Genomic DNA, 25828 nt, shown 5'->3' on the forward strand with positions numbered 1-25828 from the left:
TCAGAATGACGAAAGTACAACAGAAGATATCCGGTACCTTCCGTAGTGAACAAGGTGCGAGAAATTTCTGCCGGATAAGAGGATACGTTTCTACTGTTAGCAAGAATTCCATGTCTGTTATAGACTCAATTAATGCAATATTCTATGAGGGTTCACTTATTCCAATATTGCAGAATTGATCGTAGAGAGAGAAATCAGCTTGGTGGAAGGGAGCTAGGCTGAATAGTTACCGATTTTTTAATAGTTGTGCACACTAATCCATTAAATTGGATGCTAAGATACAATTATCTGCCTATGCTTCTTGACTAATAGGTAATCATTCAAGAACAACAAATTTTGTCTTTTTCTTCATCTTTTATCCAAAACTATATCTCTCCTAAAGTCATCATTTCCTGCTGTAAGGAGCCAACAATATGCGAATTGGAATATATATCTGTCATTGCGGGCTGAACATAGCACATACTATAAACGTCAACTCACTGCGGGACAAGGTCAGTAAGCTGGATGGTGTTGCAGTTGCAAAGGACATACAGTTCATGTGTTCTGATTCGGGACAGGATTCTATAGTCCAGGACATAAAGGAACATGACCTGAACCATATTCTTGTGGCAGCCTGTTCTCCCCATCTGCATGAGCAGACATTCAAGAGGGTGCTGGAGAAAGCAGGTCTTAATCCTTTTATGCTTGAGATGGTCAATATCCGTGAGCAGTGTTCATGGGTGCACATGGAAGATCCGCAGATGGCAACCCAGAAGGCATTCGATCTTATCAGGATGGGCATAGCCAGGCTCAAACTGCTGGATCCGCTGCAGATTAAGAAAGTGTCTGTTACAAAGGATGTACTTGTTATCGGTGGGGGTGTTGCAGGAATAGAGGCGGCACTGACCCTTGCCAACTCCGGTTATCACGTTTTTATGGTGGAAAAAGAGCCAACCATCGGCGGGAAGATGGCACTGCTCAATGAGGTATTCCCTACCAACGACTGCTCTATCTGTGTGCTTGCCCCAAAGATGACGGATGTGAACCAACATCCAAACATCGACCTCATCACCCTTGCAGAAGTTACCGAGGTCACAGGCCCTGTAGGCAATTTTCATGTTACAGTGACTGCAAAGCCCAGATATGTCATAGAGGACAAATGCAAAGGCTGCGTAGATGAATGCGGACGTGTCTGCCCGGTGGAGATACCCAACAGGTTTGACTTCGGGCTTGGGAAAACAAAAGCCATCAATATGCCTATCCCCCAGGCAGTTCCACAGGTCGTCTATATTGACAGTGAGTTCTGCGTAGGCTGCGGACTCTGTAAACAGGCATGTCCGGCAGATGCTGTTGACTATCACCAGAAAGAAGAAAAGCTTGAATTCACAGTCGGTGCTATTATCCTTGCAACCGGGTACAGCCATTTTGATGCATCACGAAAGCAGGAGTATGGTTATGGCATCTATCCTGATGTGATCACTAATATGGAACTAGAGCGCCTTCTCAACGCCTCCGGTCCTACAAGAGGCAAGGTACTTTCCCCGTCAACAATGGAAATACCGAAAAAAGTCGCATTCATCCAGTGCGTCGGTTCAAGGGACGAGCAGGTAGGCAATCCTTATTGTTCCAGGGTCTGCTGCATGTCCAGCATGAAGAATGCCCAGTTGCTCAAGGAACGTTATCCTGATATTGACATTACTATTCACTACATAGACATACGTGCGTCAGGGGAGATGTATGAGGAATATTACATACGCACCCAGGCAATGGGTGTCAATTTCATCCGTGGCAAAGTAGGCGAGATACTGCGGGATTGCCAGGGCAGGCCAAACCTGCGCTATGAGGATACTCTTACCGGTGAGATTTGCCAGGACCCTTATGACCTCGTTGTCCTTGCAACAGGCATGGAAGCCGTCAAAGATGCTGACAGGATCTCCAGAGTACTGAACCTTACACGACGCACAGACCGTTTCTTCTCTATTGCACATCCCAAGATGCGCCCTGTTGATTCGCATGTAAAAGGTATATACATAGCAGGCTGTGCTTCTGGTCCTAAGGAGATCCAGGTATCCATAGCGCAGGGAAGTGCTGCTGCTGCCAAGGTCATGCAACTGCTGGCAAAAGGCGAGCTGGAAATGGACCCCCTAAGTGCCCATGTGAATCCTGATCGGTGCATAGGGTGTGGTATTTGTGTGGATGCATGTAAGTTCAATAAAATAAACCTCATTGACCGCAAAGCTGTGGTTGACGAACTCTCCTGTATGGGATGCGGTGCATGCAGTGCATCCTGTCCCGCCGATGCCATATGGATGCGTAACAGCACTGATGAGCAGATAATCGCCCAGATACATGCTGCCACCGAGGTCAAATCCGAATTCCCGCTTATTGTGGCTTTCCTCTGCAACTGGTGCAGTTATACATGTGCAGACCTTGCAGGCACATCAAGAATACAATACCCTACAAATATCCGCATCATCCGTGTCATGTGTGCCGGGCGTGTAGACCCCTCCTTTGTACTTGAAGCCCTTGAAAGCGGTGCTGACGGTGTACTTGTTGCCGGATGCCGGCTGGGAGAATGTCATTACATCTTTGCGAATTATAACGCAAAACACCGGATGGAAGCACTGAAGGAAGTGCTTGAGGACGTGGGCATAGACCCTGGACGCCTCAATGTGGAATGGATATCGGCCTCCGAAGGTGAGAGGTTTGCCAGCTCCATTGTAGGCTTTGTTGACTATCTGGATAAGATCGGTCCAATAGGTTCTGAGATCAGGGACACGGAGGGGAAGCAGTGACCGGAGAATGCAGGGAAAGCTCTCTATGTGTTGATAAGGACATGGATATAGAGGGTTCTCATTTCATATACCGCCAGATAACTGATAAGTCTGTGAAGTTCCTCGATTATGATTATAAGAGGTGCGTGGGTTGTGGGATATGTGTGGGTCTTTGCCCTACAAAGGCTCTGGAACTTGGCCCTATGCAGGAGATATCCACAGGACTTGATGCCCCTCCTGTGATGATGGATCTTGAGAAGTGCACTTTCTGTTCCATGTGCGCCAACTTCTGCCCGGTCAATGCCTTTAAAATGACTGCAGAAGGCGATTTTCCTGAAAAGGAAGATTTCCCTGAATATGACTCCTATGTTATCATGAACGAAAAATGCCTGCCATGTGCACTTTGCAGGGCAGCATGTCCGGAGGAGGCCATAGACGTGCAGTTCACTTTCCCGAAAAAAGAGGAGATAGCACCTTTTAAGGAAGATGCAGAAGGTGAGATAGAGATCGACACTGAGAAATGCAATTTCTGTGGCTTATGTGCGGAGTTCTGTGATGCTTTCCTTCTTGTGGAAAAGGAAGCAATTCCAACTGATCCAAAGCCATTTGACCTGCTTCTTGTTGATGAGGATAAATGTGATTACTGTGTGCTCTGCCAGGATCTGTGCCCCGAGGATGCCATAAAGGTCAAAGGCGAAAAAAGAGGCGAAGCTCCGCAGATCGAGGGAATTGTCACTGTGGATGATGAGAAATGCACCCGATGCACCTGGTGCCAGGTTGTCTGTCCTTATGATGCTGTGGATATCAAAAAACAGTTTGAGGGTCAGCTTACCCTGGTGGAAGTCAACATCGATAAATGTGATCCTCAGGGTTGCCATGGGTGTTTCAATGTATGTCCCTCCCACCTGTGGTATGTACCCGAAAATGGAGCTAAGATCGCAATAAAAGAGGATTATTGTACCTATTGCGGTGCCTGTGTCAATGCATGTCCCAAGGATGTTATGAAAGTTGTCAGGACAAAGGTGCATCATACAGATATTCCGGATTCTCCCTGGGCCGGCCAGTGGAAGGATGCTGTGGATTCCATGGTAACTGAAAAGAGGAACTATCCGGATGTTTCCAGGGCTCTTGAAGTTGAGAAGGAAGTCCATAAAGAGCATGTTGAAGTGGAACTTCCCAGAGTTGATGTTTCACTCCTTAAATTGGCAAAGGAACGTATCGGAAAGGCAAAACCATTGCTTGACAATGTGAAGCTTAGGAAAATGCTTGAGGACTGTCCTTCTGATGATGTGCGTGAAGAGTTCCGTAAAAAGATACAGAAGGAAATCAAACGGAACTTCGAACAATAACTTTATACCTGCGTGCGCGTTTTGTTGTGTAGATATCTTAACTATAATTCAAAAGATCCTAATTATTCATTTATACGGTGAGATTTTCCATGAATGATAAATTCAACTATGCTGAACTGGGTTTGAAATGCGGTCTTGAGATTCACCAGCAACTGGACTCAAAAGAGAAACTTTTCTGCAGGTGCCCCACAAAGATACGGAACATAGAAGAATCCAGCCACGAATTCTTCCGTTATCTTCGCCCTACAGCAAGTGAGATGGGAGAAACTGACAGGGCTGCCCTGGAACAGTCCAAGCTCAGGCGTAAGTACGTTTACAAAGCATATGATACCACCTGCCTTGTAGAGAACGATGATGAGCCTCCCACAGAAGTAAACAGGGAAGCCCTTGACATTGCGCTTAGTATTACAAAGCTGATGAATATGGTACCTGTGGACCAGGTGCACGTAATGCGCAAGATAGTGGTTGACGGATCCAATACATCTGGTTTCCAGAGAACTGCTTTCCTAGCCAAGGATGGTTATCTTGATACTTCTGTTGGCCCGGTTGGTGTGGGTGTGCTCTGCCTTGAGGAAGAGGCATGCCAGAAGATAGAAGATCAAGGCGATTCTATAATATACTCCCTGGACCGCCTTGGCATTCCACTGGTTGAGATCGGTACAGACCCGGATATCATCTCCCCGGCACACGCAAAGGAAACTGCACAGCAGATCGGTATGCTGCTGCGTTCCACAGGAAAAGTGAAACGTGGTCTTGGAACTATTCGCCAGGACGTTAACATATCCATTGCAAAGGGTGCACGTGTGGAACTTAAAGGCGTGCAGGCTCTTGATATGATAGAGACCATGGTTGAGCGTGAAGTAGAGCGACAGGTCAATCTCCTTGCAATTAAAGGTGAACTTCTGGAGCGTGGCGCATCCGTATGTGACACAATTTTCGATGTAACTGAACTATTCATGGAAACGCAGTCCAAGGTTGTCAAAAAGACCATCAGGAGTGGTAAGGTCTATGCTATACTTCTGCGCGGCTTTGACGGATTTGTGGGAAGGGAAGTACAACCGGGAAGGCGTCTTGGTACCGAATTCTCAGACCGTGCAAAGACATCAGGTGTGGGGGGCATATTCCATACTGATGAACTTCCAAATTATGGTATAACTGAAGAGGAAGTGCAGGCACTGCGCACAGAAGTTGGTGCCGGTGAGAATGATGCTGTTATTATGGTTGCAGACCGTGAGGAGCGTGCCAGGGGTGCCATGGAAAGTGTCATAGCCCGTGCTAAGGAGGCACTGCAAGGTGTACCGGAGGAAACACGCAGGGCACTTCCGGATGGGAATAACTCTTATTTAAGACCGCTTCCAGGTGCTGCAAGGATGTATCCTGAGACCGATGTTCCACAGGTGAATATCTCGGCCGGATATTTCGCTTCAATTGAAAAACCCGAACTTCTCACCGAAAGGGCAAAACGATTCGAGTCGGAGTTAGGGCTTCACCGAGAGCTTGCCGAGAAAATGGCATATTCAACATACCTTCCACTGTTTGAAGAGATAATCCAACTCATAGGCGATAACCAATACGTCAATGCAACTCTGGTGGTTAGGACACTTACAGGAACGCTGCCCGAACTGAAACGTGACGGTGTGGAAACAGACAAACTTGAGGACAGTCACTTCATAGAAGTGTTCAGCCTCCTTGCGGAAGGCGGGGTTGCAAAGGAAGCTATTGACGGTTTGCTTCGTACGATCGCCGTTGAACCGGGAATGTCTGCAAAGGATGCAGCCTCAAAGATGGGGTTTGGAAATCTGGATGTGTCTGAAGTCGAGGAAATGGTGGAGTCTGTCATAATGCAGCGCCAGGATTTTGTGAGAGAGAAGGGTTTGGGGGCTGTGGGTCCTCTTATGGGTGTAGTGATGGCTGAGGTTCGCGGGAAGGTTGACGGTAAGATTTTGAACGAAATTCTGAAACAAAAGATTAATAAATATATGGCTACATAATATATTTTCGATGTGTATTTCTTTTACGATCAGGTTCAGAGAATTATTGAGCAGGTTTTTTTTCCTGCTTGTTTTTTTGGTTTTGTTTGTATCATTTGGATCTGGAACTCTTGTCATTGAAAGTGATGAAAAGCTTACCAGTACCACAGGTGCCGGTCATCCTTCATGGAGTCCGGATGGAAAGAAGATAGTCTATACTGCCAATCAGGCAATATGGATTATGAACAGTGACGGTTCCGGACAAAAGAAACTGTACGACGGGCTTGCCTGGGAAGGGGATCCACAGTTCAATGAGGATGGTACAAAGATCTATTTTGCCACGGAAAGTAAAAAAGCCTATTCTGCACGCTATATTAGTATCCATGTGATGGATCGGGATGGTAATAACGGTCTCAAACTTACAGAAACCACAGATTCCAGAGCACCTTCCGTAAGTCCGGATGGCACCAGACTGGCATATGCTTCACGTGCTTCTGGCAATTATGATATATGGGTCATGACAACTGACGGAACCGATAAGGTCCGGCTTACTGATGCTGCAGTTGACGAGAGTTCTCCTTCCTGGAGCCCTGATGGGAGTACAATTGTCTATTCTTCCATGGGGGATATTTTGACAATTGGTATCGATGCTGTAAGGCCAGTTAAACTTACAAATGACTCGTATAACAACGTTGAACCCGCCTATAGCCCGGATGGGAAAATAATTGCCTATGCCTCTGATCTTGGAGGGGATTATGACCTGTGGATTATGGATTCCACTGGCAGCTCTGAAATGCAACTGACAAGTGATCTTTCTTCAGAAAGAGCTCCTTCATGGAGTCCGGATGGCCGGAAAATAGCCTATGTGTCTGACAGGACCGGGAAATACAATATATGGGTTATGACCATTGGAAATGAGGAGATAGAATTTGAAAATTCTGAAGTGCCTGTAGAAGCGAAAGAAAGGGAAATCAACAATGCACATGTTGAAAATTTGCGTGAATATGCTGTAAACAAGCCCGGAGAATTCATAGGTATAGTACTTTTGGTATCTTTTGGATTTGTTTTTTTGATTGTCGGATCTTTTATGCGCAAGATCTCATAACTTTACTTTTGTACTTTACTTCCTGTAAAAAGTAAAAAACTCATCGCAACGCTTATAGCCTATTCATCACATCTATTCGCAGGTTCTAAAGATGAATGCAGTACTAGGATTAGAAGATGGGACAATTGTTAAAGGCACTGGTTTCGGTGCTGAAGGTATCGTTTCCGGGGAACTTGTTTTCACAACTCAATACACTGGCTATGAGGAGGCTCTCACAGATCCTTCCTATAAAGGCCAGATCCTTATGTTCACCTATCCTCTCATCGGCAATTACGGTGTCAGTAACAACTGTTTTGAATCCGATGGTGTAAAAGCTGAAGGTCTTGTGGTCAGGGAGGCGTGTCCCGAGCCGTCCCACCACATGTCAAAAAAGACCATTTTCCAGCTTATGGAAGACGAAGGCAAGCCCGGCATCGCAGGCGTGGATACACGAATGCTAACTATAAAGACCCGTGAACACGGGACAATGCGCGCAGCTCTTATCAACGGCAGTGACGATGGCGAGGAGGCAGTCAGGATAGCACGTGCCCAGAAGAGCATATCGGATATCGATTTCATATCACAGGTATCCTGCCCGCAGCCATTTCGGCTTGAAAGCCCGGTCAGGGACCCGAAAAACCCACTCAATGTGGTCCTTGTGGACTGTGGCCGTAAGCTGAGCATTGAAAGGAGTCTGCTGGCAAGGGGAATGGATGTGACCGTTGTACCGGGCAATGCGCCGGTTTCAATGATCCAGTCCTATGAGCCTGACCTCCTGTTCTTCTCGAATGGACCAGGAGACCCGTTAAAGGCACAGGACGCGATATCAGCTGTAAAACACTTTGCAGGCGAGTTACCGATAGTCGGTATATGTCTGGGCCACCAGATAATTTCCCTCGCACTTGGAGCAGAGACATACAAGCTGAAATTCGGTCACAGGGGCGCAAACCAGCCTGTAAAGGACCTGGAAACCGGAATAGTGCACATCACTTCCCAGAACCACGGTTTTGCGGTTGATGGTGATTCCTTTGAAGAGGCAGAAGTAGCGATCACTCAGTTCAATACAAATGACAAGACCGTTGAAGGTATTGCCCATAAGTATCTGGACATATTCAGTGTACAGTACCACCCGGATGCGCACCCCGGACCGCTTGATTCAGAAAAGATATTCTTTGAAAAGGTACTCAAACTTGCAGGAGGGAAAAAATAATGCCAAAGTGTGAAGACATTAAAAAAGTACTCCTGATAGGTTCAGGACCTATTATGATAGGGCAGGGCGCAGAGTTTGACTTCTCCGGCAGCCAGGCATGCAGGTCACTTAAGGAAGAAGGACTGCAGGTTGTGCTTGTCAACTCAAACCCCGCAACTATAATGACCGACCCCGAGATGGCAGATGCGGTCTACATCGAACCCATTGAAGTAAAAGCGGTGGAGAAGATCATCGCAAAGGAAAGACCTGACGGTATCATTGCAGGTATAGGAGGACAGACCGGCCTTAATATAACAAGTGAGCTTGCAGAGCATGGGATCCTTGAGAAGTACAATGTCCGGCTCCTTGGAACTCCCCTTGACGCGATCAAGAATACCGAAGACCGTGAGCTGTTCAAGAGGACAATGGAGAGGATAGGGGAAAAAGTACCCCGCAGCAGGGCCATATCCACGCTCAAGGAAGCAGAAGAAATTATAGATGAACTCGGACTTCCTCTTATCATCCGTCCGGCATATACTCTTGGTGGCGCAGGCGGCGGTATCGCTCACTCAAAGGAAGAACTTCTTGAAATTACTGAAAGGGGTCTTCGCCGAAGCCGTATCAGCCAGGTGCTGATAGAGGAAAGTGTTCTGGGCTGGAAGGAATTCGAGTATGAGGTAATGCGTGATTCCAATGATACATGCATAGTTATCTGTAATATGGAAAACCTTGACCCAATGGGAGTACACACCGGTGAGTCTATTGTAGTTACCCCTTCCCAGACCCTCAGTGATGTGGAACACCAGATGTTAAGGACCGCTGCCATTAAGATCATAAGGGCATTAGGTATTGAGGGTGGCTGTAACATCCAGTTTGCTGTAAAGGATGGCGACTACCGTATAGTGGAAGTCAATCCACGTGTATCACGTTCATCAGCCCTTGCATCAAAGGCAACAGGCTACCCTATAGCCAGGGTTACAGCAAAGATAGCTATCGGCATGACACTGGATGAGATCCTCAACGATGTGACCAAGAAGACACCTGCATCATTTGAGCCTACAATCGACTACATCGTTACGAAGATACCCAGGTGGCCATTTGATAAGTTCGTTAATGCGGACAAGACCCTTACCACTGCCATGAAGAGCACCGGAGAAGTAATGGCTATTGGACGCACCATCGAGGAGTCACTATTAAAAGCTGTGCGTTCCCTTGATATCAAAATGGACTTTGGTACCGATGAGTGGTCCAACAATGAGGTAAAAACCCTGCTCCAGACGCCTACAAGTGAGCGCCTGTTCGTAATGTACCATGCTCTTTGCAATAGTTTCTCAGTGGAAGATGTATCCCAGTTAACAGGTATTGATATATTCTTCATCAGGAAGCTTAAAAACATTATTGATATGGAAGACATGGTCAGAGAAGAAGGTTTCTCCGGAAACGTATCTGATGACATGATGCGGGATGCTAAACGCATCGGGCTTACTGACACCCGTATTGCCGAACTTACCGGCAAGACACGTGAACAGATCAATGACCAGAGGCGCAAAGCAGGTATCACCAGCACATACAAGATGGTAGATACATGTGCAGCGGAATTTGCGGCAGAAACTCCTTATTATTATTCATGTTACGAACAGATGTGTGAAGCAGACCCTTCCGACCGTAAGAAAATACTGATACTCGGTTCAGGACCTATACGCATAGGACAGGGAATAGAGTTCGATTACTGCACGGTTCATGCGGTTGCAGCTATCCGTGAGGCAGGTATCGAAACCCATATCATCAACAACAACCCGGAAACAGTCTCTACTGACTATGACACATCTGACAAGCTTTTCTTTGAGCCCCTCACACTTGAAGACGTGATGAATGTTATCGATAAAGAAAATCCTGATGCTGTGCTTGTGCAGTTTGGAGGGCAGACATCCGTAAACCTTGCGCTTCCTCTTGAAAAGGAACTTAATAGGCGCACTGATCTTAAGACTGTTATTCTTGGTACATCTCCTGCAGATATAGATGTGGCAGAGGACCGTGAGAAGTTCAACCTGAGGATGGGCAAGCTGGGGATCAACCAGCCGGATGCGGGTTACGCCACATCACAGAACCAGGCCATTGAGATAGCCACACGGATCGGATACCCGGTACTGGTACGCCCTTCCTATGTGCTTGGTGGCCGTGCAATGGAGATCGTCTATGACCAGAATGACCTGGAGCGCTACATGCGTGAGGCTGTGAAAGTCTCACCAGAACACCCAATACTTATCGACGATTTCCTTGAGGGGGCCGTTGAGATAGATGTTGATGCAGTATGTGACGGCAAGGACGTACTTATTGGTGCCATCATGGAACACATCGAGGAAGCAGGTGTTCACTCAGGTGACTCTGCATGTGTTATCCCGCCGCAGTCACTCTCAGAAGAGGTTCTTGAAATTGTACGCGATTATACCCGCAAGATCGCACTTGCACTGAATGTGAAGGGTCTTGTGAACATCCAGATGGCAAAGAAAGGGGACAAGGTCTTCGTCCTTGAAGCAAATCCCCGTTCAAGCAGGACCATACCATTTGTGTCTAAGGCAGTTGGCCTGCCTCTTGCAAAGATAGCAGCTCGTGTTATCATGGGACAGAGCCTGGAGGAGCAGGGCTATTCAACATGCAATGAGCCTAAAGTCAATCATGTTTCTGTGAAGGAAGTTCTCCTGCCCTTTGACAAGCTCCCCGGAGCAGACCCTGTGCTTGGTCCTGAAATGAAGAGTACCGGAGAGGTCATGGGTATAGATTACGATTATGGAAGGGCATTCTTCAAGGCACAGCTCAGCGCTGATAACCTGCTCCCGCTTACGGGAAAGGTATTCCTTTCAGTAAGGGATGAGGACCGGGAACAGCTTATTGATGTTGCACGCAAGCTCAGGGATACAGGTATCGAACTGCTGGGTACAAAAGGTACGGCAGATTCCCTTTCTGAATATGGTATCGAAATGGGCATTGTGAAGAAGGTCCATGACGGCAGCCCCAATGTTATTGATATGATGCGCAGGTATGAGGTTGCTCTTGTCATCAATACCCCAAATGACAAACTATCCCGTGAGGACAGTTCAAGGATACGCCGTGCAGCTGTTGATTTCAAGGTACCTTACATCACCACCATCCAGGCCGCTATTGCAGCATCCAACGCGATCGTCGCCATGAAACAGGGTGAGGGAGACGTTAAGTCAATTAATGAGTATCACCGGGAGATCGCATAGGTCTCCTGTATTCAGGATCAGATATTATGACAAAGAAAGTAGTACTTGCTTATTCAGGCGGACTTGACACTTCTGTGTGCATCCCGCTGCTCAAAGAGGAATACGGCTACGATGAAGTTGTTACGGTAGCAGTAGATGTGGGACAGCCGGAAGAAGATGTTAAGCAGGCTGAAGAGAAAGCACAGAGGATAAGTGACAAGCATTTCACCCTTGATGTGCGTGAGGAGTTTGTCAGGGATTACATCTTCCCGCTCATCAGGGCTAACGGCGACTATGAAGGATATGTGATGGGCACATCCATTGCACGTCCCCTCATTGCCAGGAAGGTCGTTGAGATAGCAGAGAAGGAAAATGCTGTTGCACTTGCACACGGATGTACCGGCAAGGGTAATGACCAGCTTCGTTTTGAGGCAATCTTCCGCCTGACCGACATGGATGTCATCGCACCAATGAGGGACATGAACCTAACCCGTGAGTGGGAAATAGAGTATGCAAAGAAACACGGCATACCTGTGACCGTCACAGCCGCAAAGCCATGGAGTGTGGATGAGAACATCTGGAGCCGCAGTATCGAAGGCGGTAAGCTGGAAGACCCCGGATACATACCACCTGAGGAGATCTACAAGTGGACCGTGTCCCCTGAATCAGCTCCTGCAGCACAGACCATGGTTATTGGTTTTGAGAACGGTGTCCCTGTTTCCCTTGACGGGAAAAAGATGGACGGTGTCGAGCTTATAATGAAGCTCAATGAGATAGCAGGTTCCCACGGTGTTGGCAGGACCGATATGATCGAGGACCGTGTCCTTGGACTTAAGGCACGTGAGAACTATGAACACCCTGCAGCCACAGTGCTCCTTACAGCCCACAAGGATCTTGAGAAGCTTGTGCTCACCAGAGCAGAGCTGAAGTTCAAGAAAGGCGTGGATGAACAGTGGTCAGAGCTTGCCTACTATGGCCTTGTTGACGAGCCGCTCTACCATGACCTGAACGCTTTCATTAACAAGACACAGCAGCGTGTAGCTGGTACTGTGACCGTGAAACTGCACAAGGGCAGCGTCATGATACTTGCACGCACATCCCCGTATGCACTCTACTCAGAAGACCTCGTATCCTTTGACAGTGCGACCATCAACCAGAAGGATGCGGAAGGGTTTGCAAAGTACCACGGTTTCCAGGCAAGGATGTATAAGAAGGTTGTTGAAAAGTAGGATCGTGTGCCGGGAAACCGGCAATTCATCCATTTTCTGCTCATTTTTTATTTTTACATTTCCTGTTGTTCCGGAAAAATCAGATAAATATAACTTCATTTCGGCATGTACTTTATCCTCTTACCACATGCCATGCAAAAATTGCCTTCTGATGGCATTGTACTGCCGCAATAAGGACAGGAGGTAATCCTGGAACCAATATTGGAACGCTGGACAACAGAATCTTTTATATGTGTCTCTATCCTGTCTCCATAATGTATGTTCTGTATCACTGTCTGGCCATCGGCATGTGCTTTTGTCCCATCATCTTTTGTTTTCATGTTTTTGGCGCTCCTGCTAAGGAACTTTATGAAAATGAGGATGATAAGGGCCACAATCATTATTCCTGGTAGCTGGGAACTGATGCCGGAAGAAGCATTTGTCGAAGAACTCGAAGAACTATAAATGGATGAACTTGATGCAGAACCACCACTTACCGTTGCAGTAACTTTTTCTGAGAGGCTCAGGCGGTCCATTGATACTGAGACAGAGGCAGTGGCTCCATCCTTTACGGTAACCGTCCTGTCCAGATCCTTATAACCTTCTTTTATCAGCCGGATATTATATGTTTCAGGAGGGATGTTTTCAATATACATGGGTGTTACTCCCTTGTAAGTACCGGCCAGATATACGCTTGCACCCGATGGTGCGGAATCGATATCGATATTCCCATTTTTTTTAACTAATACCATAGAATAAGTTGTTGAAGTGCCTGCATTGATATAAAAGGAATCAGACACATCTCTGTAACCGTTCATACTCAAAGCAATAGTATGTGAACCAGGTATGAGTGCGTCCAGTGTTAGGGGACTAACTCCTGTATATCTGCCATCTATGCTGATAGAGGCACTCCTTGGATCAGTTGATATACTCACACTGCCAGTTTTCTGAGAAAGTTCCTTTGAAAGTGAACTTTGAGAGTCTGCCGTGACATCGACACTGGTACTCAGATCATTATAGCCATCTTTTTTTAGGAGAACAGTATGTTTTCCTTTCATCACACTGGAGATGGTCATAGGTGATCTGCCTACATATTTTCCGTCAAGATAGATGTCAACATCAGGCGGCGTTGTACTGACAGCTATCTGTCCATATGGATTATTTATGGTAAAAAATTGTTGATCATGTATGTAATATGGTCCGAAGGTATTGATATTGAACAGGTCCATCTCATAGTACTTGACCGTGACAGCTATAGTTCGTGTCCCTGGTGTTGCAGTATCGCTCAATTCAATGGGGAAATAGAATGACTTACTCGAACTTGTTCCTATTCTGGATATGCCCTGTGAAACTGAACCTCCGGCAACCCCGCTGGAAGGTGATACCTGGACAGATACAGTGACATCCTTTACCCAGTCATTCCCACCAACCTCTGATACAAGAACACTCAAAGTTGCAGATCCACCTGGATAGAGGGCAGGGGTGAAACCTATCTGGGTAACAACCACAGGTGTTCCTGCATGTGCCGGGGATGACATGAACAAAAGGATTAACAATATCAATGCTGTTCTTCCTACGTTTAATGGAAGGGTCGTTTTTGAACACTGAATTACCAACATAAAAATTCCCCGAATGATATATGCACTTTTAAACAATAAGTAAATATATAAAGAATGTATTTATAACTTTGCAAAATAGGTGAGAGATACAATGGTCGATATAATGCCACTGCTAACTGATTATGGATACATAAGCCTCTTCATTACAAGTTTTCTTGCCTCAACGATATTGCCACTTGGCTCTGAAGGTCTTGTAGTATTAATGGTCCTTGGTAATTTCAATATCTATGCTGTCGTTCTTGTTGCATCAATAGCAAATTTCCTGGGAGCATGTACTTCATACTACATCGGATCCACAGGACGGACTCTATTAATAAGCAAATACATGCATATATCCGATAAGCAACTTAAGCGTGCAGAAGAAGGGTTCATGAAATATGGCGCTTTTTCGCTTCTTTTCACCTGGTTGCCAGGTATAGGTGATGCCATCACTGTTGCCGGAGGTCTTTTACGGTACAGATTCAGCTACTTTGCCATCCTTGTCTTCGCAGGAAAACTTTTCAGGTACACGGTTGTTGCCTACATTGCCAGCAGGTATTGAGCAGTATAAAGTTCTCTTTTGCTGATTGCCGGCTGATTCTAAATGAAACAGGTTGATGAGTTACGTCCGCAAACAAAAAAAGTATCTATGTCGTGTAATCATTGAGGCAATGCTACTATCATTATTCTCGATCTTACAGTATGAACTACGGTAAACGCTTGTGAGGCCAAATCGTTGGGTTTGGCAATGACCTGGAAGCCACGCTTTTTAATGGTTGGTAGTTTACGGAATAACAAGTACTGGTCTTTTTGCATGCCGTACTACATTCTCTGCGACACTTCCAAGCAGGATATGACCAAGCCCTGTAACTCCCAATGTTCCCATCACAATCAGGTCTATGTTGTTCTCTGTAGCAAAATCGACAATACCGTCTGCAGGTGTTTTATCTTCAATGATCACAGGCTCTACTTTAACTCCTTCCTTTTTGCCGACATCCGCTACATATCCGGTAGCTTTCTCACCTACTTCCTTCAGATGGTTTTCAAGTGCTTTTGACCACATCTCCCCACGCATGGCAAGAGTAACACCTGTATGAGGCACAACATAAAGAGCACTGACCTTAGCACCGTTCGCTTTTGCCAGTCCTATACCCCATTCCACTGCGTTCTTTACTTTATCCGATCCATCGGTAGCCACTGCTATTGTTCTTATTTCTGCACTCATGCTTTTAACCCCTAATAATTATTCTATTTTCACGAAATATATACCTGTTGGGTCAAGCATCAAAGAATATACCTGAGGAAATCAAAAGCAGATATCGGGATGATAAATTAACCAAAAAGTAGGATGCGGAGTAAACTGATCTGTAGATATTTCGGCGTTCAGTTCACCTGTATTTTTGTAATTATCCTTTGTACTGGATTGTGGGACCTATGGCAATCAACCGATCGTATAATTCGCATCGAACCCGTTTATGTAAGTGTAACCTGGATCGAACTCGAGCCGGAAATCGATGCCATTTGAAGGTCTTATGTCGTACAGCCGGATCTCAGAACCATTCGGCGGGTACCAGCCAATGAGTACATTACTGCCCCCGTTTTCAGTGAAATAGGTCTGGGAGAGGTCTGCAGGCAGGTAATACGATAATGTGGATTCGAAGTTGTCGGCCTTACTTATGAAAATACTTGTTATATCCCCTGTATCTGTCAGGACACCGTTCATATAGAACTTAACATTGAAGTCATATGTTGTGATCTTTCGGGACGAGCCAGAGATGCTTATATCTGATTCGCCTGATGTCTGGTGGCCGTTCATAACAAGCATGACATTTCTGTTGTTTGGGATGCTGGTTGGGACACCATCGATAGTTATCGAACTGCCACCGCCTCCGGTCTTGAACTGGATGTAGTTCCCATCTGCAATATATCCTCCTTTGTAGGATTTCTGCAGACGCATGTTCACTCCCGGGACAGGTGCAGATGTATCCGATACTACAGTCCATGTCCATGTCAGTGAATCGGTAAGAAGGGGATTTGTGTTGTTCTTAGCTATCAGTGTTACCGTATATGTGCCCTCAGATGCACTTGTATTTGTATAGGATGGACTGGTTCCGTTGGACCATGCAAAGTGCTGGCCATTCAGGAGGAATTCATTTATGGAGGACTGGCTGCTGATTGCATTGAAGGTTACAGATTGTGAGGTATTGCTCTGGTATGGGGTTAAAGGATTCTGGCCGGACAGGACCGGAGCTGTCGGTGACGGTGTTGGTGCTGAAGTATTTCCCGACGGAATAACATTCATGCTGTCTCCAAGCAGGGTCCCGCTTTTGATCACAAGATTTGAATTCGTAGTGATAAGGGCAATAGCAACGTAATCATCCTGGCCGATATTATATGACCACAGTTGTGAAGCATTGATCCTTATAATTTCACCAAGATCCCAGGTGGCACTTTGTTTAATCTGTTCCAGCTCAGAGGATGAAAGCTCCCTTCGGGTGTTGTTGATGTCCAGTAACAGGCGGACTTCAGGTATGTCTACTCTCTCTCCGCCTGCATGACGCAGATAAATAGTGTCAGAATCCACATCGACCCAGCCCTGGATGTCAGCATGTACTTTTTCCAGGGGAGTGGCATATGAGAATATGAACACAGTGATCACTGAGAATGCAAGTACAGCAATAGCTGTCATCAGTACCTCTCCAATGATTTCGGAGACAGCATCTGTATTTTTAAGAAATGTACTGTTGTGACGGTTCATGCGGACCTGTATCATTAAATGGTCTGTGTAATGGATATTAAGGTATGCGTATTCTTAAGAAAAGCTGGGCACGGTAATTGTACTGTAATTGTACTGTAATATCTCTTTTACTTTTGGCCACTATCAGCTTGTATATAGTTATTATCATGTATAATATATAAAAACATGGCATATTATATCTGCTCTATTTACCAAGCTACTTTTCTCCCGATATAATAGCCTGTTTCAGGATCATGGAACAACGCTTTATTGATCTCATATCTTGCGTTTTGACATTTAACAGATTTACAGGCAGCCTGATCAATAAATGAAGATTGCTTCGCCGAATTGCACAGGATAATGGTGATGTTAATATAGAAGTCCTCATAAATTATATCACGCTTCATCAGGTCAGCTTTTTACCTGTGGAAAAACTGCACTTGTGGGTTGTAGGAGTTCCGTGTTCCAAAAAATAAAAGGGAAGGTTCGAAAAATGCCATTGTTGTATCTGATATCCTGTCGTATGTTTGAAGATGAACTTGTCCATATATTCGAAGAGAAAGATAAGAGTGCCTGCTTGATACTAATTGATAACGAGAACGTTGAAGGAATTGAAAAGAAGCTAAATGAAGTATCTGTAAAATATCAAAAAACATCCGTTGAGGATCTGCCTTCAAAACTTTGTTCCACAAATGACTTTGTAGTAGTCCTGAATTTATTGGAGTTTGCACTGGATGCTAACCCTCCGCTTTTAAAAGAAAAAGTTTATAGGGCTATCGAAGAGAAGGGAGAATTATTTGACGGTATACTTGTCTTTTATGGTCTCTGTGGAAATGTGCTTGGTTCACTTGAAAAGGATTTTGCTTATCTGGGTATTCCTGTGAGGATACTTAAAGATGCTCATGGGAACATTGTAGATGATTGTATATGTGCTGCCTTTGAGAACAGGAGTACTTATGTTGAGGCTGTTATAGGTGACAAAAGAGGAGAAGGAACATACTTCCTTACACCAATGCAGGCGGCTAACTGGAGGGAAATGCTTGTTCTTGCGAAATTAGCACCCAATCCGGAAGATACCGAAATGATGAAAATGGTTTTTGATTATTCCGGTTATAAAAATGTCGGTAAGGTTGATACAGGATTATGTTACGAAAAAGAGTTTGGGAACATCGTAGATGAATTTGCCTCCCTCTTTGGCTTTGAACAAATATTGTATAATGGTTCCACGAAAATAGCTGAAGAATGCTATCATTCCATTAAAAAAGATATCACAATGTTAAACGATTTAGAGTGATATCAGAATAATTGCCGCCAGAACACAGATCACACCAACCCACTGCCTGGGTGCCAGTTTCTCTTTAAGGATCAACCAGGCAAGCAGCACCGTGCCAGCAGGATAAAGTGAAGAAGTGATCGATGCGATATCAAGCCTGCCTGCCTGGGAGGCAAGTGCATAGAATGTGTTCCCACCGGTGTCAAAAACACCTGCAATCAGAACAACAGGCAGAACACTGCGGGAAGGCATTTCCACCTGGCCGGAAAGGATGATGAATGCCAGCAGTACTCCCACAGCAGCGATCCTGGCAGCAGTAAGTGGCCAGAGAACGGCGTTTTCGCTCACGTGGTCTATGGTTACAAAGAAAAGGCCAAATCCCGTTCCTGCAGCAAAGGGTAAGTATAGGTCTTTTTTCTGTATCCTGATACCTTCACTGTTACCTGCGATAAGCCATACTGCTATAAGGGCAATTACAAAACCTATGATCTGCTGGATCGCAGGCAGTCCTTCATAGAAGGCACCATATACAACCGGTACACTTGCAGCTACAACAGCAGATACCGGAGCTACAAAGCCCATTTTGCCTAGTGACAGTCCTTTATACAGGGCTAACAAGGCAATGCTTATGAAAATTCCCGCAAGGCCCCCCCAGATCATGCCACTTAAAGAAGGCATCTGTTCATCCAGTACGTAGGCAGATCCTGCTAAAAGAAAAACTCCAACTGCTTGTGTGATCAAAACAACAGAATAAACATTTGCCTTCTTCGAGGCAAAACCCCCGCTAAAATCTCCAGCTCCCCATGAAGCTGCAGAGATAAGTCCAAAGAACACAACAAGAAATTCGGCAGGTATCAAGTGCTTACTCCATGATAGATCACAACTGCGGGAAAGTTCCCTCGAGCACGATCACTGTCTGTTCTTAAGAATGAACCGGAGCAAGTCAGGACTCATATTCAGTTCTCTGTCCATCTTTGCTTCGATCTCCTTGTCTGAAAATCCTTCTTTCCTGTACTGGTCAATGTGGTCATAGACGCTCTGTGAGATCTCAGAGTACTCGTTGATATCCTTGCGATGACCCCATACATCACCCTCGATAAGTGCAATACCCTTCATTTCAAGGAACATCCCGGTGGATCTGGAAATGGTATTCTTATAGGATGGAGGAACATGAAGCGCTTTTACACTTGGGCATTTTGTCACCAGGGATAAGATATCGGTGTTTGAAGGTCTGAATGTAAGATGCACGATCTCTTCGTTAGGTCCAAGAGTGTTTATCTCTTCTTTTGAACTTACAACTCTGATTTTCATTTTTATCTATTGTCTCCAATATACTTACACAATCTTAAAAATCGATTTTCACTCGAGTCGCACCCATAATATTTAATAACTTCCATAACTTCCATAAATAGCAGGACGATCCACCAAAAAAACTTCCTCTTTTGTACAGTCAATGCTATCTATCTCATTACCCTTTCAAATTACTTACAATAATCCGACATAAAGTCCATGATCCATTCTTCATCCATTCATCTCTTAGTAGCAGCAATATGCATTGAGCACATATTCCTGCATCATCCTATGGGTATTGAAGAAAGAACCATTGATGGCAATTGAATTACGCATCACATCGATGAAACTGTTGCGGTCATGGTAGTACATAGGAAGGATGATGCTTTCCAGTTTGTCATACATTGATGCCGCGTCCTGTAAGTGCTTGTTCTCTTCAGTGGCTGTGGAAGCACCATTACCTATTGCCCAGCCGGTCACTCCTTCTATATTCCCTTCTATCCACCACCCATCCAGCACGCTCAGATTGGGGACCCCGTTTAAGGCGGCTTTCATCCCGCTTGTACCGGAGGCTTCTTTGGGTGGTTCTGGAGTGTTAAGCCAGATATCAACCCCAGAGGTTATCAGTGCTCCAAGATCCATGTTGTAATTCTCAAGATAAACTATCTTTATATCGTTGGCAAGGGCATGTTTTGCTTGGAATATCCTTTTTATGAGCTGCTTCCCGCCATGGTCTGCAGGATGTGCTTTGCCTGAAAAGATCACCTGGATCTTCCCGGCATTGTCTGAGATATTCCTTAAGTGTTCAATATCATGGAACAGCAGGTCAGCCCTCTTGTAGTTAGCAGCCCTTCTTGCAAAACCAATTGTCAGTACATTATCATCCATGTATGATCCGGTTTTATTGCTGACATGGTCCATTAGTTTCCTTTTGGCTTGCATATGAGCTCCCCATATCTCTTCCTTTGGGATACTCAATGCATAGCGAAGACTGAAATTGTCTTTTTGCCACATGGGAATATAATGATCGAACAATTTACGGAATGGATCTGAGACCCATGTGTCTGCATGAACGCCGTTGGTGATGGAATTTATTGAATAGCCAGTAAAAAGTTCCCCCGAAATTTTCCCATGACTTTTGGCCACGCCGTTTATATAGCGACTCATATAAAGGGCCAGGTATGTCATATTTAGAGTATTTCCATTATACAGTACCCCCGGCAATCCAAAGAAATCATCTCTTTTTCCAAGGATCATCTCTGCCATTTCTCTGGTGAATTTGTCATGGGCTGCAGGAACGATGGTATGGGTGGTGAATACGCATTTTTTATTAACTATTTTACAGTCCTCTTCCAGCACATGATCCCTGCCAGCCTTTTTAGCTTCCTCATCAAGCAGTTCCAGGGTAAGCAGTGCAGAATGTCCTTCGTTCATATGGAAACTGCGGATATTCTTATGGCCAAGCTCATTGAGCATCCGGGCTCCGCCTACACCAAGTATCAGTTCCTGGCATAATCTATAGTAGTTATCTCCTCCATAGAGGTGGTGGGTGAGTGTCCGATCCCATTCAGAGTTCCCGGGCAGGTCTGCGTCAAGGAAGTAGATAGGAACTACAAAACCGCCTATACCCTTAATCTCATATTTCCAGGCCCTCAAATGAACTGTTCTTCCATGGACAACTACATAGATCCTTGCGGGCATCTCCTGCATGAGCTCTTCCACAGGCCAGGGATCCGGCTCCTCATGCTGCCATCCATCTTTCCCCAGTTTTTGATGAAAGTGTCCCATCCTGTAGAGGAGAGTAATTGCGACCATAGGCACCTTAAGATCAGCAGCTGAGCGTATAGTGTCACCTGCAAGTATACCAAGTCCTCCACTATAGGTGTGTATCTTTTCGTCAATACCTATCTCCATTGAAAAGTATGCCACACTACTTCTGTCATTGAGCATATCCTGCATTTTCATTCTCCATATCCTTATTTACATTAGTTTCTTAGGTGCTGATATCATTTTTGCATAGAGGCGTTCAGTATCTTCTTTTCGGCATAGTTTTGTCCCAGGTGTCATCACAGCAGCAGAACCTGCAGCTATCCCGTATAGAACAGCTTCACGCAGTTTGTCTCCCCTGGACAGGCCCAGGACAATACCTGCCACCATACTGTCACCTGCTCCTACTTTGCTGCTGATGGGCACGGTTGGTGGAACAATGTGCTCCACGTTATCCCTGGTAACAAGCAGAGCGCCGGCTGCACCCAGGGATATGACCATCGTTTCGCACTTTCCGTCCCTGATCATTCTCTGAGCTGCTTCTGATATCTGTAACTCTTCTTTTATATCGTTGCCTGCAAGCTCCCTGAACTCGCGAACATTGGGTTTGATAAGATACACACCTTCATGAAGCGCATGTTCAAGGGCATCACCTGATGCGTCAATGATAACCTTTGCTCCTATCTCATTCCCTACACGTGCGACACGTGCATAGAAATCTGATGGCACACCCAAAGGAAGGCTTCCACTGGCTACCAGATAATCCGGAGCAGGGCTGAGCGAGGAGATTTCTTGAAGGCATTGTTCCCATTCCTCCCGCTTAAGCTCAGGACCAGGCATTCCAAAGCGGAACTGTTGTCCTGTGGATTCCTCAAGGACGATAAGGTTCTCCCGTGTGATCCCTTTTATGGGCAAGGACAACTGATCCACTTCTTCCTGTTCCAGAAGTTCATTTAGCATCTTACCAGACATGCCACCAGCCGGATAGATAAGCAGTGACTCTCCTCCAAGTTTTTTTATGGCCCTGGAGACATTAACACCGCCACCACCTGGTTCATAGCTGGCAGGGCCGCAATGCAGTTTGTGTTCAGCTATCACATGTTCGGTAGTAGTGCTTTTGTCAATGGCAGGATTCATATTCAGGGTAACGATCTTCTTCATGGGTAATTCTCCATTGATAATATTTGCACGGTATGGATATCTCTATCTGATCCTCACAATGGTCAATATCAATTAATCCATGAATATCTGCATGATATTTTATAAGTCTCCCGGTTTTCTGGAAATTGAAAAAGAAGAAGGAAAAAGGAAAAAAGCAGAGGTACATGTACTACTTTTATTATTGCTCTATCTCTGTCATTGTCTGAGATATCTGTTCAAGCAGATCGTATACACTATCCATTTCCTGCCCGTATCCTGCCCAGTCACCGTTTTGCAAATGTTCCTGTGCTCTGTTGTAATGCTCAAGTGCTCTTGAGGCCAATTCCCTTGCATCCTCTGACACATAAACAGGTGATCCCTCATCATCGATGAGCTCCTCTCCAAGCAATACCTGCAATGATGTTTCCAGGTCAAGACCCATGTAGACTATTTCCCCTGAAGACACGATAATTCTTCTAAGCTCTGGTATCTCACCCTGGTCTGCACTGATGAACACCGGCTCAATGTATAGTATTGAACTGTCAAGTGGAACTACAAGCAGGTTCCCTCTTATCACACTTGATCCCTGTTGTCCCCAGAGTGTGAACAATTCGGATATGAGCGGATCCTGATCTATCCTGGCTTCTATCTGATTTGGACCGTATACCAATCTATCCTTTGGGAATTCATAATGTACAAGTTGTCCGTAATTTTCTCCGTCAGATCTTGCAGCTACCCATGCGATCATATTCTGCCGGTTCCTTGGTGTGAATGGCTGCATGAGTATATACTCGATATTTTCTTCCTCAGAGAGTCTTGTCATTATGTAATAGGGTTCCATAGTAACTGTTGTTCCACGGTAGAACTCATTTGGGATCTGCCAGGCATCCTCTTTATTGTAGAATGTTTCAACATTTGTCATATGGTAGTTCCGGTATATTTGCATCTGAACACTGAAGAACTCTTTAGGATATCTGATGTGCTGTTTGAGATTTTCCGGCATTTCATCATATGTTTTGAACAGGTCCGGGAAGATCATGGCATATGTGTTGATAAGAGGCTCATCCTCCATTATGTAATAGTCCACAGTACCTTCATAGGCATCAATGACAACCTTAACAGAATTGCGTATGTAATTCATGTTACCTGCACTGGTACCATATTTTTCAGAATATGGGTACTTATCAGAAACAGTGTATGCATCTATTATCCAGAACACCTTCCCGTCATGTATCACAGGAATGGGATTACTTTCATAGACAAGAAACGGAGCTATCGTTGAAGCTCTTTGATTTACCTGATGGTCATAGATCACACGGCTTTCATCGGTTAGATACTGACTCAGTATGAAATTCACATCTCCAAAACGCACCATATAAGCCAGGCGCTTGAATATGGAATCCAGTTGTACACCACCACTTCCCTTATAACTGGCATAGACATTCCCGTCGGCACTGGGATAGTCAAGTTCTTCGATGTCGGTGTTGACTATTTTATAATCTGTGGTAAGTTCCCCGTAATATATTCGGGGATTTGCGAGGTCGAAATCTCCCATGGGTGGTATGTCCTGAAGTGAGAAAACGGGTCTTCCATCATCTGTTTTTTCGTTCACATTGTTCATTACCGCACCAAATCCATGGGTGAAAACAAGCCGTTCATTTACCCATGTCCTGGCTGAGGGATCAAGATTAGATATATCCATTTCCCTGACACCTATCATAAACTGCCTGTACTGCCCGTCAATATTGTACCTGTCTGTGTCAATATCGTTGAAGTCATAATATGTTCTGATCTGCTGGGTCTGTTTGTATGTACTCTGAAGAGCCCTCTCATCCCATATTCGGATATTATCTATGATATCTCTGTTGTTTTCAATGGTAGCATGAGTAAGTTCCGGATCATAATCAAATGGTCTTATATCAATGTCTGAAAGTCCAAAGCCGGCTCTTGTATATTCAATATTGTACAGCAGATAAGGCTCCTCAAGCTGCAGTTCAGTAGGCTCTACTTTGATCTGCTGGTACGCCGTTGGAGCAAAGGAAGTAAGAAGGATCATGAGCACAATTGCGCTTATCCCCAGGACCGGGATTTTTCTGTTCTTCAATTTTACGTTGGCTATCAATCCGGTCGCTACTAAGGTACAGACCAGTGATGTGATGGTGAGCAAAGGTAATCTTACATGGATATCTGTGTATCCCGCGCCAGTTACTATTCCTTGCTGTGAGAACAATATCTCGAATCGGCTCAGATAGATACTGTAAGCGATAATTAAAGTAATGAGTCCCAGGAGCACTGAAATGTGCACAAGTACCCTGTCCGGGGTTCTATCAACAATACCTGATATGTCCGTTCCAGCGGGCATGTACTCGTCAGAATCGATCGTGTACTTTGGTTCCAGTATGCTCTCCAGTTTGTAGAGATAGAAGACGCCGGTTATTATGAGTGCAAGAACTGTAAGTGAAAGTGCAACCGTTCTGATAAGTTCAAGCAAGGGAAGCTGGAACATGTAAAAAGAAATATCCCTTAAAAAGATGGGGTCTTCTATACCTGCCGGCACCATATTGAAATAGAGTATTATTGTTTCCCATCGGTTGCTCAGATATGAGCCGAATATCAGTGATATGATTACTGTGGCTGGCATCACCAGTCCTTCGATATCTGTATATTTTTCCTTATTGCCTAATATTCTATTTACAGATGATCTTGCAATTTTGATGTTGAAATAGAGAAAAGCAAATGCAAGTAATACACTTGTCAGGAATATCAATATTTTCCAGCTTAGGATGCTCAAAAAGACAGACGCATATCCGGTTGCATCAAACCATAGATATTCAGTGAAATAAGTAACTGCAGGCCTAAGGCCGAAGAATATAGCAATCAGTATTAAGAGAACTATCGGTTTTAAATTCATGAGTTTACCACACACAAGTGATCGTTAATCATTTATTGAGATAACTGGCTTCTTTGCTTCTTTATATATTCAGGTCAACGTTCACACTAATATCTTTCCCCACGGCAAATGGATGTCAATACAGTTTCTTGAATTGCCCCGATCCCAAAGATATCGTATATATCTCAGTGGCCTTAAAACTTAAATACGAATAACGTTTCTTTACTGAATGCTGGTGTTGGAATGCGCTGCTGCCGTGGAATTGTTGCTTATCGCACCGCTCTTATCCCTGAAACTATGTTGCAGTTCCTGTCAGATATGTCCTGAACAAGGACACTTTAATCATTTTTGAGCGC

The 25828-nt window shown here is 45.0% G+C and carries 17 protein-coding genes; 9 read left to right on the forward strand and 8 right to left on the reverse strand.

The window, feature by feature from the left end:
* The first annotated feature begins 413 nt into the window (after window positions 1-413).
* The 7 genes from hdrA2 (at window position 414) to BB781_RS04760 (ending at window position 12798) form a co-directional block, all read left to right on the forward strand.
* The gene (gene hdrA2 / locus BB781_RS04730; protein ID WP_094227357.1) at window positions 414-2774 is read left to right on the forward strand and encodes a CoB-CoM heterodisulfide reductase HdrA2; all 2361 of its coding nucleotides are present in this window, start codon (window positions 414-416) and stop codon (window positions 2772-2774) included.
* Entirely contained in the window at window positions 2771-4102 is a 1332-nt protein-coding gene (locus tag BB781_RS04735) for a 4Fe-4S binding protein (RefSeq protein WP_242492528.1), read from the forward strand. The genes hdrA2 and BB781_RS04735 overlap by 4 nt, the downstream gene beginning before the upstream one ends.
* An 89-nt stretch (window positions 4103-4191) precedes the next feature.
* Window positions 4192-6093 carry a Glu-tRNA(Gln) amidotransferase subunit GatE gene (gatE, locus tag BB781_RS04740; RefSeq protein WP_094227358.1) on the forward strand — a complete coding sequence of 634 codons (1902 nt, stop codon included), beginning with the start codon at window positions 4192-4194 and terminating at the stop codon, window positions 6091-6093.
* A gap of 46 nt (window positions 6094-6139) precedes the next feature.
* Window positions 6140-7177 (forward strand): TolB family protein, encoded by a 1038-nt coding sequence (locus BB781_RS04745; protein ID WP_164997775.1) that lies wholly within the window; start codon window positions 6140-6142, stop codon window positions 7175-7177.
* A 91-nt stretch (window positions 7178-7268) separates the two neighbouring features.
* Window positions 7269-8366 carry a glutamine-hydrolyzing carbamoyl-phosphate synthase small subunit gene (carA, locus tag BB781_RS04750; protein WP_094227360.1) on the forward strand — a complete coding sequence of 366 codons (1098 nt, stop codon included), beginning with the start codon at window positions 7269-7271 and terminating at the stop codon, window positions 8364-8366.
* Window positions 8366-11590 carry a carbamoyl-phosphate synthase large subunit gene (gene carB, locus BB781_RS04755; RefSeq protein ID WP_094227361.1) on the forward strand — a complete coding sequence of 1075 codons (3225 nt, stop codon included), beginning with the start codon at window positions 8366-8368 and terminating at the stop codon, window positions 11588-11590. The genes carA and carB overlap by 1 nt, the downstream gene beginning before the upstream one ends.
* A gap of 26 nt (window positions 11591-11616) precedes the next feature.
* Window positions 11617-12798 carry an argininosuccinate synthase gene (locus tag BB781_RS04760; protein ID WP_094227362.1) on the forward strand — a complete coding sequence of 394 codons (1182 nt, stop codon included), beginning with the start codon at window positions 11617-11619 and terminating at the stop codon, window positions 12796-12798.
* Between the two features lie 95 nt (window positions 12799-12893).
* Here the strand turns inward: BB781_RS04760 and BB781_RS04765 are convergent, their stop codons facing one another.
* The gene (locus BB781_RS04765; protein WP_094227363.1) at window positions 12894-14396 is read right to left on the reverse strand and encodes a PEGA domain-containing protein; all 1503 of its coding nucleotides are present in this window, start codon (window positions 14394-14396) and stop codon (window positions 12894-12896) included.
* Between the two features lie 91 nt (window positions 14397-14487).
* Here BB781_RS04765 and BB781_RS04770 point away from each other — a divergent pair, with 91 nt between their 5' ends.
* Entirely contained in the window at window positions 14488-14937 is a 450-nt protein-coding gene (locus tag BB781_RS04770; RefSeq protein WP_094227364.1) for a YqaA family protein, read from the forward strand.
* A 222-nt stretch (window positions 14938-15159) separates the two neighbouring features.
* Here the strand turns inward: BB781_RS04770 and BB781_RS04775 are convergent, their stop codons facing one another.
* Window positions 15160-15600 carry a universal stress protein gene (locus BB781_RS04775; RefSeq protein ID WP_094227365.1) on the reverse strand — a complete coding sequence of 147 codons (441 nt, stop codon included), beginning with the start codon at window positions 15598-15600 and terminating at the stop codon, window positions 15160-15162.
* A 216-nt stretch (window positions 15601-15816) separates the two neighbouring features.
* On the reverse strand, window positions 15817-17148 hold the full coding sequence (locus BB781_RS04780; protein WP_094227366.1) for a type IV pilin: 1332 nt from the start codon (window positions 17146-17148) through the stop codon (window positions 15817-15819).
* A gap of 487 nt (window positions 17149-17635) precedes the next feature.
* Here BB781_RS04780 and BB781_RS04790 point away from each other — a divergent pair, with 487 nt between their 5' ends.
* A complete protein-coding gene (locus BB781_RS04790; RefSeq protein ID WP_242492529.1) occupies window positions 17636-18406 on the forward strand; it encodes a DUF1638 domain-containing protein in 771 nt (256 codons plus the stop codon).
* Here BB781_RS04790 and BB781_RS04795 read toward each other — a convergent pair.
* The 5 genes from BB781_RS04795 to BB781_RS04815 form a co-directional block, all read right to left on the reverse strand.
* Window positions 18398-19243 carry a DMT family transporter gene (locus BB781_RS04795; RefSeq protein WP_094227369.1) on the reverse strand — a complete coding sequence of 282 codons (846 nt, stop codon included), beginning with the start codon at window positions 19241-19243 and terminating at the stop codon, window positions 18398-18400. The genes BB781_RS04790 and BB781_RS04795 overlap by 9 nt on opposite strands.
* A gap of 51 nt (window positions 19244-19294) precedes the next feature.
* Complete coding sequence (locus tag BB781_RS04800; protein WP_094227370.1) at window positions 19295-19696, reverse strand: DUF1699 family protein; 402 nt, start codon at window positions 19694-19696, stop codon at window positions 19295-19297.
* A gap of 225 nt (window positions 19697-19921) precedes the next feature.
* The gene (gene glgP / locus BB781_RS04805; protein WP_094227371.1) at window positions 19922-21634 is read right to left on the reverse strand and encodes an alpha-glucan family phosphorylase; all 1713 of its coding nucleotides are present in this window, start codon (window positions 21632-21634) and stop codon (window positions 19922-19924) included.
* 21 nt (window positions 21635-21655) lie between these two features.
* Window positions 21656-22603, reverse strand: a complete 948-nt coding sequence (locus BB781_RS04810; RefSeq protein ID WP_094227372.1) for a 1-phosphofructokinase family hexose kinase — start codon at window positions 22601-22603, stop codon at window positions 21656-21658.
* Between the two features lie 178 nt (window positions 22604-22781).
* A complete protein-coding gene (locus BB781_RS04815) occupies window positions 22782-25493 on the reverse strand; it encodes a UPF0182 family membrane protein (RefSeq protein WP_094227373.1) in 2712 nt (903 codons plus the stop codon).
* Between the last annotated feature and the right edge of the window lie 335 nt (window positions 25494-25828).

The sequence above is a fragment of the Methanolobus psychrotolerans genome, from assembly GCF_002243045.1.
GTDB lineage: Archaea > Halobacteriota > Methanosarcinia > Methanosarcinales > Methanosarcinaceae > Methanolobus > Methanolobus psychrotolerans.

What these genes read in the sequence shown, in the direction of transcription:
- hdrA2 (WP_094227357.1), top strand. Translation starts at nt 414, where the DNA reads ATGCGAATTGGAATATATATCTGTCATTGCGGGCTGAACATAGCACAT.
- gatE (WP_094227358.1), top strand. Translation starts at nt 4,192, where the DNA reads ATGAATGATAAATTCAACTATGCTGAACTGGGTTTGAAATGCGGTCTT.
- carA (WP_094227360.1), top strand. Translation starts at nt 7,269, where the DNA reads ATGAATGCAGTACTAGGATTAGAAGATGGGACAATTGTTAAAGGCACT.
- carB (WP_094227361.1), top strand. Translation starts at nt 8,366, where the DNA reads ATGCCAAAGTGTGAAGACATTAAAAAAGTACTCCTGATAGGTTCAGGA.
- BB781_RS04760 (WP_094227362.1), top strand. Translation starts at nt 11,617, where the DNA reads ATGACAAAGAAAGTAGTACTTGCTTATTCAGGCGGACTTGACACTTCT.
- BB781_RS04765 (WP_094227363.1), bottom strand. Translation starts at nt 14,396, where the DNA reads ATGTTGGTAATTCAGTGTTCAAAAACGACCCTTCCATTAAACGTAGGA.
- BB781_RS04770 (WP_094227364.1), top strand. Translation starts at nt 14,488, where the DNA reads ATGGTCGATATAATGCCACTGCTAACTGATTATGGATACATAAGCCTC.
- BB781_RS04775 (WP_094227365.1), bottom strand. Translation starts at nt 15,600, where the DNA reads ATGAGTGCAGAAATAAGAACAATAGCAGTGGCTACCGATGGATCGGAT.
- BB781_RS04780 (WP_094227366.1), bottom strand. Translation starts at nt 17,148, where the DNA reads ATGATACAGGTCCGCATGAACCGTCACAACAGTACATTTCTTAAAAAT.
- BB781_RS04790 (WP_242492529.1), top strand. Translation starts at nt 17,636, where the DNA reads ATGTTTGAAGATGAACTTGTCCATATATTCGAAGAGAAAGATAAGAGT.
- BB781_RS04800 (WP_094227370.1), bottom strand. Translation starts at nt 19,696, where the DNA reads ATGAAAATCAGAGTTGTAAGTTCAAAAGAAGAGATAAACACTCTTGGA.
- glgP (WP_094227371.1), bottom strand. Translation starts at nt 21,634, where the DNA reads ATGCAGGATATGCTCAATGACAGAAGTAGTGTGGCATACTTTTCAATG.
- BB781_RS04810 (WP_094227372.1), bottom strand. Translation starts at nt 22,603, where the DNA reads ATGAAGAAGATCGTTACCCTGAATATGAATCCTGCCATTGACAAAAGC.
- BB781_RS04815 (WP_094227373.1), bottom strand. Translation starts at nt 25,493, where the DNA reads ATGAATTTAAAACCGATAGTTCTCTTAATACTGATTGCTATATTCTTC.